The 12,581-nt window shown below is 67.9% G+C and carries 10 protein-coding genes and 2 pseudogenes; 7 read left to right on the plus strand and 5 right to left on the minus strand.

From position 1 onward, the window contains the following. Positions 1–28: 28 nt before the first annotated feature. Positions 29–817 (plus strand): enoyl-CoA hydratase/isomerase family protein, encoded by a 789-nt coding sequence (locus tag ACIBJF_RS40830; RefSeq protein WP_399181772.1) that lies wholly within the window; start codon positions 29–31, stop codon positions 815–817. A gap of 131 nt (positions 818–948) precedes the next feature. On the opposite strand, the pseudogene ACIBJF_RS40835 reads toward ACIBJF_RS40830, so the two are convergent. Next, a pseudogene (locus ACIBJF_RS40835) lies at positions 949–1,098 on the minus strand (ATP-binding protein); the annotation flags it as partial. Positions 1,099–1,243: 145 nt separating this feature from the next. Between ACIBJF_RS40835 and ACIBJF_RS40840 the strand changes: the two are divergent. The 4 genes from ACIBJF_RS40840 (at position 1,244) to ACIBJF_RS40855 (ending at position 4,858) form a co-directional block, all read left to right on the plus strand. Beyond that, positions 1,244–2,308: a tyrosine-type recombinase/integrase gene (locus ACIBJF_RS40840; protein ID WP_399181774.1), complete on the plus strand. Its 1,065-nt coding sequence runs from the start codon at positions 1,244–1,246 to the stop codon at positions 2,306–2,308. Next, entirely contained in the window at positions 2,305–2,619 is a 315-nt protein-coding gene (locus ACIBJF_RS40845) for a helix-turn-helix domain-containing protein (protein ID WP_388398995.1), read from the plus strand. Before ACIBJF_RS40840 ends, ACIBJF_RS40845 begins: the two co-directional genes overlap by 4 nt. A 664-nt stretch (positions 2,620–3,283) precedes the next feature. Further along, positions 3,284–4,255, plus strand: a complete 972-nt coding sequence (locus ACIBJF_RS40850; protein ID WP_399181776.1) for a tyrosine-type recombinase/integrase — start codon at positions 3,284–3,286, stop codon at positions 4,253–4,255. 120 nt (positions 4,256–4,375) lie between these two features. Further along, on the plus strand, positions 4,376–4,858 hold the full coding sequence (locus tag ACIBJF_RS40855) for a hypothetical protein (protein WP_399181777.1): 483 nt from the start codon (positions 4,376–4,378) through the stop codon (positions 4,856–4,858). Between the two features lie 43 nt (positions 4,859–4,901). On the opposite strand, the pseudogene ACIBJF_RS40860 reads toward ACIBJF_RS40855, so the two are convergent. The 4 genes and pseudogenes from ACIBJF_RS40860 to ACIBJF_RS40875 all read right to left on the minus strand — a co-directional run. Continuing rightward, positions 4,902–5,081, minus strand: a pseudogene (locus tag ACIBJF_RS40860) (ATP-binding protein); the annotation flags it as partial. Positions 5,082–5,247: 166 nt separating this feature from the next. Continuing rightward, entirely contained in the window at positions 5,248–6,756 is a 1,509-nt protein-coding gene (locus tag ACIBJF_RS40865; RefSeq protein ID WP_399181779.1) for an ISL3 family transposase, read from the minus strand. Between the two features lie 631 nt (positions 6,757–7,387). Next, complete coding sequence (locus tag ACIBJF_RS40870; protein WP_399181781.1) at positions 7,388–9,691, minus strand: SpoIIE family protein phosphatase; 2,304 nt, start codon at positions 9,689–9,691, stop codon at positions 7,388–7,390. Between the two features lie 149 nt (positions 9,692–9,840). Then, positions 9,841–10,977 (minus strand): HoxN/HupN/NixA family nickel/cobalt transporter, encoded by a 1,137-nt coding sequence (locus tag ACIBJF_RS40875; RefSeq protein WP_399181782.1) that lies wholly within the window; start codon positions 10,975–10,977, stop codon positions 9,841–9,843. A gap of 196 nt (positions 10,978–11,173) precedes the next feature. Here ACIBJF_RS40875 and ACIBJF_RS40880 point away from each other — a divergent pair, with 196 nt between their 5' ends. Together ACIBJF_RS40880 and ACIBJF_RS40885 are read left to right on the plus strand one after the other, a co-directional pair. Then, positions 11,174–11,419 carry a hypothetical protein gene (locus ACIBJF_RS40880; protein WP_399181784.1) on the plus strand — a complete coding sequence of 82 codons (246 nt, stop codon included), beginning with the start codon at positions 11,174–11,176 and terminating at the stop codon, positions 11,417–11,419. Between the two features lie 99 nt (positions 11,420–11,518). Further along, the gene (locus tag ACIBJF_RS40885) at positions 11,519–12,448 is read left to right on the plus strand and encodes an NAD(P)H-binding protein (RefSeq protein WP_399181785.1); all 930 of its coding nucleotides are present in this window, start codon (positions 11,519–11,521) and stop codon (positions 12,446–12,448) included. Positions 12,449–12,581 lie beyond the last annotated feature (133 nt).

Consider the following 12,581-nt stretch of genomic DNA (forward strand, 5'->3'; position numbering starts at 1 on the left):
GCACCGAGTACGACATGAAGGAACAAGCATGCCCCACCTGACCTATTCCATCGACGACGACATCGCCACGCTGGTCCTGGACAACCCGCCGCAAAACCGCATCGATCAGCAGATGGCCACTGAGCTCGCTCAGGCGCTGGAGACGATCGGCAGCAGCAGCGCCCGCGCCGTCCTGGTGCGCGCCGAAGGCCCGGACTTCAGCTTCGGCGGCGACATCGTCGACTGGCCGGACGCGGACGTCAGACAGCTGCGGACCCTCTTCGAGGGTTACATGCAGGTCTTCAACCAGTTCGAGCGGCTGCCGCTCCCGGTGATCGCCGCCGTCCAGGGCCTGTGCTTCGGCGGCGGGCTCGAACTCGCGCTGCGCGCCGATGTGGTCTTCGCCGCCGAATCCGCCCGCTTCGGCCACCCCGAACAGACGCTCGGCATCGTCACCCTGCTCGGCGGGATCTACCCGGTCGCCGAGCGGGCCGGCCGCGCCCGCGCCTCGGAGTGGGCCCTCACATCCGAGCAGGTGCCCGCCACCGTCATGGCCGACGCCGGCGTCATCAACCGGGTCGTGGCCGACGACGTCCTGCTGCCCGAGGCGACCGCCTTCGCCCGCAAAGTGGCCAAGGGCCCCACCCGCGCCTATGCCGCCCACAAGGCTCTGCTGCGCGCCTGGGCCGTCGGCGGGATCTCGGCGGCGGACGAGGCGATGTTCGACATCGCCATGCCGCTCTTCGAAACCGACGACGTCAAGACCGGCCTGGCCTCGGCAGTCAATGCGTTCAAGGCAGGGTTGCCCCGGCCCGCCATCGACTTCCAGGGCCGCTGAAGCCAACGGGCGCGTCAGCCACCGCAGGCGGCGCATCCGCCGTGCGCGCACGGCCTAACCCCACGGCAGACCAGGGTGCCCGTGTACTCGTCTGAGTGCACCACCGAGTACGAAGTTACGTGCACCACTGCTCAGGCCACGTCGGTGTCCCGCTCGATGGCCTGGAGACGGTTCTTGAGCCGGTCGCTGTTGCCGTTGATCGAGACGACCTCGCAGTGGTGCAGGAGGCGGTCGAGGATCGCGGTGGCCAGGCCCTCGTCGCCGAAGACCTGGCCCAACTCATCTGGGGCTGGCACTTGTTCCCTCACAAGGGTTGCCGCTGCCACCTGGCCGTATCCCGCTCCTGGGGTCCTCGTTGGTTCTCGTGGTGGCACCCGGGTTTTCAAGGTGCTGCCTTGACCGTTCAGGTGCGAGGAAGGTGTGCCGGTGGCCGAGGCGAGACTGCAGGTCATCGCGGGCGGGGCCGTCCCGCAGGGGCCGCTGACCACGGACCCGTGGCAGTTCCAGACCATGTGCGTGGACGCGTTCGTCGCCTCGTGGAGGGCCCGCGGGTTCAGCCCGGTGACCATCGACAACGACATCGGCCTGCTGGAGCGGACACTCACCGCACTGGGACGGCCCGCGTGGGAAGTCACGCCCGAGGACATTGACCGGGTGGTCGGTGATCTCGCGGTGAAGGGCCGGGCGACGTCGACCCGCCGCGAGTACGTGCAGATCTTCAAGGGCTTCCACCGGTTCCTGCAGGCTCGCAAAGCGGTTGAGATCGAGGCCGCATTCGGCGTCCGACTGGTCTGTCCGGTCGACGAGTTCAACGCCTCCCGCCATGTCGGCGACGACTCTCCGGCCCTGCTGCCGCCACCGACACCAGAGCGGGTGAACGAGTTCTTCTCGTTCATGAAACAGAGGATCGCGACCGCGAGGAAGTACGGACCCGCAGCGAGGGACTATGCGATGTTCCGGACGCTGTATCACGCCGGGCTCCGCTCGGAGGAGACGTCGCTGCTGGAGAAGCCGGACCTGCATTTCACCCGCGGCCCGTTCGGCAAGCTTCACGTCCGCTTCGGCAAGGGAGCCCACACGTCCGGGCCGCGGCCTCGGTGGGTGCCCATGCTCGACGGCCTGGACCTGGTCCTGCGGTGGTTCCTGGAGGACGTGCGGCCCAGGTTCCCCGACTCGCCGGTGCTCTTCGCCGACGAGTCCGGCGGCAGCCTGCATCGCGGGACCATCCGTAACCGGCTCCGCTATCTCATGGAACTCGAAGGACGTCCGGCATCTGAGTGGTTTAGCCCGCATGCTCTGCGAAGAGCTTGCGCGACGCACAACTACGAACGTGGAGTCGATCTCGTCGCGATCCAGCAGATGCTCGGTCACTGGACCGTCAGCTCGACGATGCGGTATGTCCGGCCCTCCGCGACCTTCATCGAGGACGCCTATCAACGCGCGGTCGCCAGCACTCTGGCCGAGCTGACCGGGAAGGACACCACGGCATGAAGATCCAATGGCGGCTGCGGATGGCTGCCGCCCAGCGCGAGGTGTGGACCGGGACCGAGTTGCGGCGGCTGCTGGCCGAGAAGGCCGGTCTGGAACTGTCCTCGGCTTCGGTGTCCGCGCTGTTCACCAAGGAACCCTCGCAGGTGAAGATGACCACGCTGGCCGCGTTGTGCACTGCGCTGGAGTGCACTCCCAACGACCTGATCGAGGTCGACACCACCCCCGTCGAACGGCCCCTCGCACCTCCTCGTCCAGTCGCTGATCTGCCGCAGGCCGTCTCCGCCAGGGGCCGGTCGATGCCGCCTCTGTGACAGGCGGTCTGCGATGGGCAAGAAGCAACGGGACTGTGTCAGCTGCGGTGCCCCCGTCGGTTATCTCGACCGCCAGCACTGCTGCCGGTGCTGGCGCCGGCTGAACGAGCAGGCAGCCAGGGCGACTTGCCCGGGCTGCGGCCGCGACCGCGTCCTGCAGCAGGACACCGGCCGGTGCATCATCTGCTCACGCGTATGCGAGGAATGCGGCCACCCCGTCCGGTCATCGCAGAACCGTCTGTGCCGCGACTGCCGGCGCAAGGCCGACCAGCGGGCAGCCCAGCAGACATGTCCGCGCTGCCGCCGGCCCGGCTATCTGCGTGAGGCGACCGGCTGGTGCGGCCATTGTTCACGGCCCCGGCAGGAGAAGCAGCCTCCGAGGACCTGTCGCGAGTGCGGTCAGGTGCGGCGACATGCGGGATTGGGGCTGTGCTCGGCTTGCTGGCAAAAGCACCCTGGCCGTCCCTTCATCCGTGGTGAACACCTCCGCGACCGGCTCGCCGATCCACCTTCCTGGCTGGGGGACTTCGTCGCTCATGTCGCAGCCCGGCACTGCATCGCCAGAGCCTGTGGCTTTGTCACCGACCTCGGCCGACTCCTGGAAGACGGGCACTCCACCTCACCCCGGGCCCTGCTGGAAAGATCCCGCAGGCCCGGGCGGTCGATGGGCTCCTTCGCCCGCGCACTCGAGGACTTCTTCACCCTTCATCACCTGGCACTGCCCACCGACCAGGCCGAACGGCTCGCCGCCGGCCGAAGGCAACGACGCATCGAAGCCGTCCCCGAACCGCTGCGGCAAGCCGTTGCCGCCTTCAATACCTCCCGGATGCGGGCCCAGGACCGAGCCCGCCGAGCGGGCACCCGCCCTCGCAGCAATCACACCCTGGAGACGGCCCTGGCCACCCTGCGTGACCTGGCCGTTTTCCTGGTCGACGAACGGGACAAGAACGCCTGGGCCCTCGTCGACGTGCACGACGTCGAAGCCTTCCTCGCCGTCCTGCCCAAGGGACGCAAGCGGCGGCTGACCGTGCTGCGGCAGTTCTTCCGCTTCGCGCGGTCCCAGAAGATGCTGCTGGTCGACCCCACCCGCGAGCTGGTCGCGAAGGAGACGAACGGCTTCCGCGGCCAGACCCTCGCTCTCGACCAGCAGCGCGAGTTGTTCAGGCGGTGGACAACCGACGAGCACGTGCACCCGCATGAAGCGGTGATGGGCATGCTCGCTCTGCTGCATGGCGCCTCCAGCTCCGAGATGCGGATACTGAAGACCGACGACATCGACCAGCAGGCCCATACTGTCCGGCTGGGAAAGCGACCCCACCCCGTCCCCTTGGACCCCGCCTCCTGGACAGTGCTGCAGCGATGCCTGGCCCACCGGGTGGCATGGCGGACGGACAACCCGCACGTCATGGTCACCAAAGGAACCAAGGCCGGGCGGAGCCCGGCCTCAACTGCCTATCTTTCACACGTCCTTGACGACTGCGGCTTCCCACCCCGCATGATCCGCAGCACCCGGCTCGTCGACCTGGTGAACACCATGGACCCCAAGCTCGTCGCCGCGGCCTTCGGCATGGACCCGCAAGCCACCTTGATCTACCTCGCCGACCATGTCGACCCCGGGCGCCTGCCCGATCACTGAGCGTCGGAGAATCCGCTGGTCAGCAGTCTCGCCATGCCCCAGACTCGGATGTGTGCGAGGGGCCCTCGGCGAGCGGCGCAGGGAACCCGCGACCGAAAGAAGGGAACGAGGATGGCCTCCTTGCGACTCGTCTGGGTCCTGTCCGGACGTGGTTGGGCCGACTGCATCGTCAGCGACCACCAGGCGGAAGCCGAAGTCACGGCCTCCTATATCACCACTGCCCCCGAAGATCTCTTGACCGCAGTAGCACGTCTGATCGTCGGCGAGACCGAATGCCGAGCGCAGTTCGAGGCCGAGCCCACCGCCTTCCGATGGATCTTCTACCGTGAAGGCACCAACGTGTGGATCCGCCTGCTGGAGCTAGCCCACGGTAGTGCCCACGACAACACTGGGGCCGAGATCTGGTCCACCCAGCAGAACATCGACGTCGTGGCCCGAGCAGTGATCCGCTGCTTCGACGAGGTCGTGAGGGAGTACGGCGAGAGCACATACCGCGGCAAGTGGGGTGAGCACTTCCCCCGAGCCGAGCTCGAAGCCCTCAGGACCGCGTGGCGCGAACATCGAGGCGCCTGGGCAGCCTCCTCGACACCAACGAACCCGTGAAGTTTCGGCAGCACCTGGCACAGGTTCGCCGGAACATGTGCGCTTTGCCGAACGGCTTGTTCGAGATCAGGATGATCGAGCCCTTCTCGTAGCGCTCGGAGATCACCTGGAAGACCAAGCTGGCCTCGGCCCGCTCCAGCGGCTGGTAGCCCACCTCGTCGACCACGAGGACGCTGGGGCGGAGGTAGCTGGTGAGCTTGCTGATCAGCCGGCCTTGGTCCTCGGTGTCGACGGTCGCGTAATTCCCGAGGGCCTGTGGTCACGTAATTCGGCTCTGGCGCTGATCTTGTGACGCAGTGGGGTCAGGGCGTGAGGAGTACACGCTTGCGGAGGAAGTCGAGGTTGGCTCGCCCGAATCCTTGCCGTTTAAGTAGCTTCGTCCTTGTGGCCTACCCTTCGACCTGGCCGGAGCTCCAGGGGGTGGAGAGCCCGGCGGTGACGGCGTCGATGTCGCGGCTCAGTCCGTTGATCAGGGAGTGCAGTGCCGGCAGATCGTCGGCGAGGACGCGCTCCATCCAGGCGGGCAGCTGGTCGCCCCGCAAGTCGCGCATCATGGCGGCGAAGTCGCGGACGTGGTGGGTGACGGCGTCGAGCTCGGGGCAGCTGGTCCGGATCTCCTTGAGGTCGGCGGCATCATCGGCGGTCAGGTTTCCAGGAGCGGTCATGATCCAGCGGACGATGCGGCGGGGCCGTGGAGCCGGGCGGTGCACGGGTGGCGCGGCGGTGGCGGCCTTGAACGGGCGGAGGTAACGCTGGACGATCTGGATGCTTCCGGCGAAGCCCAAGGCGACGATCTCCTGGTGGAGCTGGGCACTGTTGTGACAGCCCTCGTTCCACCGCTGGTGGAGGTAGGGCTTGTACTCGTCCAGGATGGTGGACCGATTCGTCGCTTTGACCAGCAGTTCTTCGATGCCGGTGGCGCGGGCGAAGCGGCGCACAGTGGACCGGTCCAGCTGCAGTGTCCGGCAGATGTTCTCCAGTGTGCTGCCATCGTCCAGGAGCTGTCGCACGGCGGTGTAGCGTTCCCTGGTCCGGGGCACCAGTCGGCGTTCGCGTCCGCAGACGTCGAGCATCCCGGCGGCCGGTGGCGGTGGCGTCTGCCAGATGTCGTCGCTGGTTGGTGGGGGCGGTGCGGTGTTCTCGAACGCGGTGCGGACGCAGGCGTGGTGGGCGGCGACGGTCTTGTCGACGGCCTCGCCGAGGTTGTGCCATAGATGCCAGGCGTCGGCGACCTGCACCGCTTGCGGGGCGCCGCTGCGGGCGCCCTCGGCATAAGCCCCGGCCCGGTCCCGGCAAATGATCTCCACTTCCGGATGGCCCTTCAGCCATGCGGCCAGCGGTTCGGCGTCCCGGCCGGGCAGCACGTCCACCGGGCGCCGCCTCTCCAGGTCCACCAGGATCGTGGCGTACGAGTCGCCCTTCCGTAGTGCGAAATCGTCGACGCCGAGGACGCGGATCTGTCCGACGGGTTCTTCCGGCGTGGCGCGGACCAGACGTAACAGGGTGTCCTTAGCGACGTGCAGGCCCAGCACCCTGGCCAGGCGGGCTCCCGCGCGGCCGGCCAGTGCGAGAGCTATCGAGGTCAACTGCTCACGCACCAGTGGCGTGTAGCGGGCATGCGGGCTGGTCAGCCCCGCTATCTGCTCGGCGAATGTCACCGCCCGGCACGCGGGGTTCGGGCACTTGAACCGTCGCACCAGCAGCTCGATCACCACACTGGCTCCACCGACCGCGGCATCCGCGAGCCGTCGCAGGTATCGGCCGTGCACCCGGCCCGACGCACTACCGCAGTGCGGACAGTCCGCACCCGCCGAGCGGGCCCGCGCATGCATCGTGACCACCCCGGCCGCGGCCCGCTCGACCAACTCCACCACGACACCGGTCAGATGAGGGAACAACACCTCGAAGCTCTGCGAAGAACACTCGAGCCATGATCACAGCCACCGCTGACTCCGACTGCGTCACAAGATCAGCGCCAGAGCCGAATTTTCTGACCGCCGACAGTCGAGGTAGCCCATCTCTGCCTCGTCGGCCCCGCGCGCCCTGGCCGAGTTTGAGTGGGGAGAGACGTAATGCGTTCGCCTGCTTCATGGGGCGCACGGTTCCCTGACGGTTGGCGGCGTTGCGATCCGACCGGCATACCGTGCCGGGACTTACCCGAACGGTACGGGCCGTGAGAGCCGGTGTACGGACTGTTCCGGCCCTGGCAGCACGACGGCACCTGGCACCGCATCCTCGAACAGCTCCAGGCCCCGAGCCGACGCGAAGGGCCTGATCACATGGGACGTATCCGTGGACGTGGCAGGCCGTCCAAGTCCGGTTGGAGGAGCGCTTCGGAACCAACGACGCGGCCCGACTGCGCAGGTCCCTCGAAACCGTCCTCCATACCGGGTTCCAGCTCTGGGCCGAGTGAGGCACGACCTCTGCCGGAATGCAGCGCCAGCCGCCGGGTAGGACCGGCTTCCTGTGCATCGGACTGGCCTGAGGTGCTCGCCCACCGGGCGCTTTCGTGGATGGCGCAGGAGCGCATCATGGCTCAGCCTTCGCGATGGGCACCTCCACCGAGACTGTTTTGCCCCGGCCGTTGGGGGAGCTGTTCCACACTCCGGCCAGGGCCTCCACGATGAGGAGGCCGCGGCCGTGCTCGGCCTCCACGTTTTCCTCCTCGCGCAGCGCCAGGGGAGAAGGAACGGGCGGGTTGCTGTCGGAGTCCCGCACCTCCAGCCGGACGTGATCGGCGAAGGCCCGCAGGCGCATATCGACGTCGCTGCCCGCGTGGATCAGCGCGTTGGTCACGATCTCGGAGGCGATGAGCTGAAGGGCGTCCGACATGTCCGTGAGGTCCCAGGAGGACAACCGGTCGTGAACGAAGTCGCGCGCCGTCTTCACCCCTTGCAGGTCGCGACGCTGGATGTGCAGGTTCCCCGACCGCGGACCGTTCTCGCCGACGGCGCCTTCACAGCGGGCCAGGAGCAGTACCGCGTCGTCGCGGCGGTGCTGGGGGCTTGAATCGGTGATGAGGTGGTCGGCCAACTGCTCGAGATCGGTCCCGGCCTCGCGACTGCCGGCGCTGAGCAGCGCTCTCGCGTCGGCGTCCGGGTCGCTTGCCGTGCAGTCGCCCAGGCCGTTCGAGTACAGCATCAGGACGTACCCGGGCTCGAGAGTGTGCTCACGCCCTTGGTAGGCCTCCGGCACGTCGATGCCCAGGGGCATGTTGGCGGGCGCCTCCAGGGTGCCGACAGTCCCGTCGGGCCCCAGCACCAAAGGCGCGGGGTGGCCGGCCAGGGCGACCTCGGCTGTTCCGTCGACGGTGTCCAGTGCGACGACGCAGCAGGTCACGAACAGGTCGGTGCCCAGCTGGGTGAGCAGCCTGCCGGTCCGGTCGATCACCGCGGCGGGACGGTGGCCTTCGGCCGCATAGGCAGCCACCGCGGTGCGCACCTGGCCCATGATGACGGCGCTCTCCAAGGCGTGCCCTTCCACGTCGCCGACGACCAGCACCATCCGTTCACCCGGCAGTTCGATCACGTCATACCAGTCGCCGCCCACCTTGGACGTGACCGTGGCGGGCCGATACCGCGCCGTGGTGGTCATCCGGGGCAGTTCGCGGAGCGTGGGTGGCAGCAGCCGCCTTTGGAGGTATTCGGCTACTGCGCGCTGCTTCGCATTCAGTTCCACGCGCTCCACCGCCGCACCCAGCTTGCCGGCGATCATGCGCAGGACGGCCCTCTCCTCGGGCGGGAAGCGGCGAGGCTCCTTGAACGACAGACAGCAGACGCCGACCACCCTCCCGCTCCCGACGAATGGAAGCTCCGTGATCTGGGCGCCCCCGATGAGAGGGAGGTACGCCTCGGCCTGTGACTCGCCGTCGCTCCAGCCGAAGTCGGCTGCCGTCGACCGGCTGTCGGAGATGAACAATGGGCGCCCACGCATTGCCTCGGCCGCCGGTGTCCGGGCGTCCAGCCCGGCTCCATGGAGACTGCGGACCATGCCGGAGGAGGTTCCGCTGTGCCCGAGGACCCACAGACGGCCCTCGCCGGCAGAGGCCAGCACCAGGGCCTGAGCGCGGAAAGGGGACATGAGGCAGTGCCGGGCTGCCCCGACGATGGCGTCCATGGTCGTGGCCTGGTTCAGCAAGTCGTCGAGCCGCCGCAGCGGATACATCAGGCTGGTGCCCGCGGAGCCAGGGACGCCCGATACTCCCCAGCCCGGTGTGCAGATGCTCGTATCCGGGTCGGAACCCACAGGCACGAGCATCGGTGTGGGGCCGGCTGCGATCGCAGCGCCGCTTTCGGCGAGCTGGGCAAGGGCCGTGGCCAGTTCGTTGCCAATCTCCTGCAAATCTGCGTGCTCTGTCGCCCGGAAGGTGCCGAAGGTCTCCAGCCGAAGGACGGTGAGGGCGCCGAAGCGCCGGTCTGCGTCGGTGACAGGGACCGAAAGGGCGACGTACGGATAGGGCGGCACATGCTGCTGATCCGCTTCGGGCGGGTCGGGATCGACAAGAACAGCCGGTTGTCCCGAGGCCAGTGCACGCGCGGAAGCGTAAGGCGCATCCAGGCTCATCCACCCGGGAAGGGTGAAGAGGGACGGCGGACTGCCGCCGATCATCGCGAGGTGGAGTTCGGCGTGGTCCTCGTCCAGTAGGTAGACCGCTACCGTCACGGGATTCAGCCGCAGCAGGGCCTCGCGGACGGCGCAATGCAGTACCGCCGCGAGATCGGTGCCCCGGATCCGCCCAAACCCGCCTCCACGGCGGTGTTCACCGGCCGGGTTGCTGCTCGACACAGAAACGAACCCTTCCGCGCGAGTATATAGACCTTTTTCAGGCCTCACCGCTTATGAGCGGTATAGCACCATACGGTGGTAGGCGCCGCTTGGTGCGGTCGTTTCTGCTCCCATGAACAGAGCTGTGCCGGGCACGCCGTCCGGCCACGGCATACTTCCCGCCCATATGCGGGTGGACTCAAGGATTCCCTGGCGAATCAGTTCGGTTCGACCTGGCTGCCCGCGTGGTTCCAGCGGTGTTCGACCTTGGCGATGCGCCAGTAGCCCAAGGCGCAGGCCCACACGACGACGAACAGGGCGACGATGACGAAGCCGGCGTTGTTCAGGTCGATCCCGGAGATCCAGCCGGTGGCCGGGTCGGTCAGGCGGAGCTGCTCGTGCAGGGAGCCGACCAACTCGATCGTGCCGATGAGGAAGGCGACCGTGATGGACAGGCCGGTGATGGTGAGGTTGTAGTAGACCTTGCGGACCGGGTTGGAGAAGGCCCAGTGGTAGGCGAAATTCATGAACGTCCCGTCGAGGGTGTCGAACAGGCTCATCCCGGCGGCGAACAGCAGCGGCAGGCAGACGATTGCGTACCACGGCAGTCCTGCGGCGGCGCCGGAGCCGGCCATCACCATGAGCGTGACCTCGGTGGCGGTGTCGAACCCGATCCCGAACAGTAGCCCGACCGGATACATCTGTCCCGGTCGGGAGACGGAGCGGGTGAGCCGGCCCAGGATGCGGTTCATGAAGCCGCGGCTGTCCAGGTGCTTGGCCAGTTCGTGTTCGTCGAACCGCCCGGTGCGCATCGCCTTGAAGACCCGCCAGATCCCGGCCAGCGCTACGAGATTGAGTGCGGCGATCAGGTACAGGAAACTGCCGGACGCCAGTGTGCCGACCACGCCCAGGCTCTGGCGTGCGCTGGAGTTGTCGTTGGTCAGGGTCGTCGTCAATCGCGCGCTCGCGGCGATCCCGGCAGCCAGCAGCACCACGACGGTGGAATGGCCCAGCGCGAACCAGAAGCCGACGGAGATGGGGCGCTTGCCGTCGGCCATGAGTTTGCGGGTGGTGTTGTCGATGGCGGCGATGTGATCGGCGTCGAAGGCGTGCCGCATACCGAGGGTGTAGGCGGTCACGCCGAGCCCGAGGCCGAAGACCTCACTGCCGACCTTGTAGTGGTGCGGGGCCACGAGCGCGGCCAGGATCCCGAACGCCGCCAGGTGCAGTGCCGTGATGACGGCCAGGAGTCCGCCGGCGCGCCACCAGTCCCGGCGTTGCCAGCGGATGGCCGGTGTGGTGGATGCCGCCACAGGACGGACAGCGCTCAGGGAAGCGTTTTCGGGCAGAGTCATCTGGGTTCGGCCTCTCCAGCGCCTTGCGGATGAGTTTCGTGCGGTGCGGCGGCCGGCCTCCCGGCTGGCGGACGTAGCCGAATGAGCAGCGTGGATGCTGGTGTCCGGTTTCGTCGGCCGGCGGTGGGCCGGCGGGTGTGGACTCGGGGCCCGTTCTCGCCGCCCGCAAATACGAGTATATACTCCCAATGGCTGGGTGGCTGTGGAACAGTCCCCAGCAGCGTTGCCGCCCGCCACCGACACCTATCCGGCGGTGCTACGTGAGAAGGCGGCGGCCTTCGAGCGGCTGGTGCGCAGCGCCGACCCCGGCACCCCGGTGGTCACCTGCGGCAGCTGGATCCTGTGCGACCTGGGCGCCCATCTGGGCCAGGTGGTACCGCTTCGCGGTAGCCGCGTGCCGTCGATCGCCGTGGACGACTTCACCAGGGCCGTGCGCACATAGGGGACCACTCGTCCCGGCCGGCAGCGTTCCCCTGCCCGCCGGGACGCTGGGCGGATCACTCCAGTTGCGCCCTGGGGGTGCGGGCCGCAGGCTGCCTCCGTGGACCACACCCTGGAAGCACGCATGCGGCCCGTTCTGGTGACCGGTGCCGCGGGCCGGGTCGGCGCTGTTGGCCGGACCGTGGTCGAGGGCCTTCGGCGGCGGGGGCTGAAGGTCCGGGCCCTGGTGCGCCGGGATGACGACCGCGCCGAGGCGTTGCGTGCGACCGGTGCCGAAGTCGTCGTCGGTGACCTGACGTCCTCACGCGACGTCGCCGAGGCTCTGGACGGCTGTGGGCGGGTGTATTTCGGCATGGCCGTATCGGAGCAGTATCTGCCGGCCGCCGTGACCACAGCTGTCGCCGCGCGCGCCTACGGCGGGCTGGAAGCCTTCGTCAACATGTCGCAGCTGACCGTCTCCGAGATGGATCTCACCAGCACGTCCGAGTCGCATCAGCAACGGCAGCAGTGGTTGGTCGAACAGCTTCTCGGCTGGTCCGGCCTTCCCATGGTCCAGGTCAGGCCCACCGTCTTCCTGGAGAATCCGCTCTTCCAGGTGGGTTTCTCATCGATCCTGCGGGACGACACCATCAGGCTGCCGTTCGGCCAGGCGAAGACCTCCCCGATCGCGGCCCACGACGTGGCGGCCGCCGTTGAGGAGATCCTGGCCGATCCGGCCCGGCACGTCGGCCGTGTCTACGAGCTGACCGGCCCCCGATCGGAGAGCATCGCCGCCATGGCGGCGGAGATCTCCGCGACTTTGGGCCGAACGGTCGGCTACACCAACGTTCCCCTGAAGCAATGGCTTGACCACGATCTCCGAGCACTAGGGCTGCCGGATCACGTCTTCCAGCACACCTCCACGATGGCCCGCCTGCACGCGGCCAATCGCTACGATCGCCAGGCGGACGGCATGGAACAGATCATGGGGCGCCCCGCTGCCGGAGTGGCCGATTACGTCCGCAGAAACCCCGAACTGTTCACACGCTGAAGCTGCTTGCCCAGGCCGCCCAAATGGGCTGCAGGCTCAGTGCGTTGTGGCAAACCGGATTTCGTTCGAAGTGTGCGGCGCGGGTGATCATCTGGACAGAGGTACGGGTGCGGCCGTGGGCATGAAAGAACGG

The organism is Streptomyces sp. NPDC050743 (assembly GCF_044456925.1).
GTDB lineage: Bacteria > Actinomycetota > Actinomycetes > Streptomycetales > Streptomycetaceae > Streptomyces.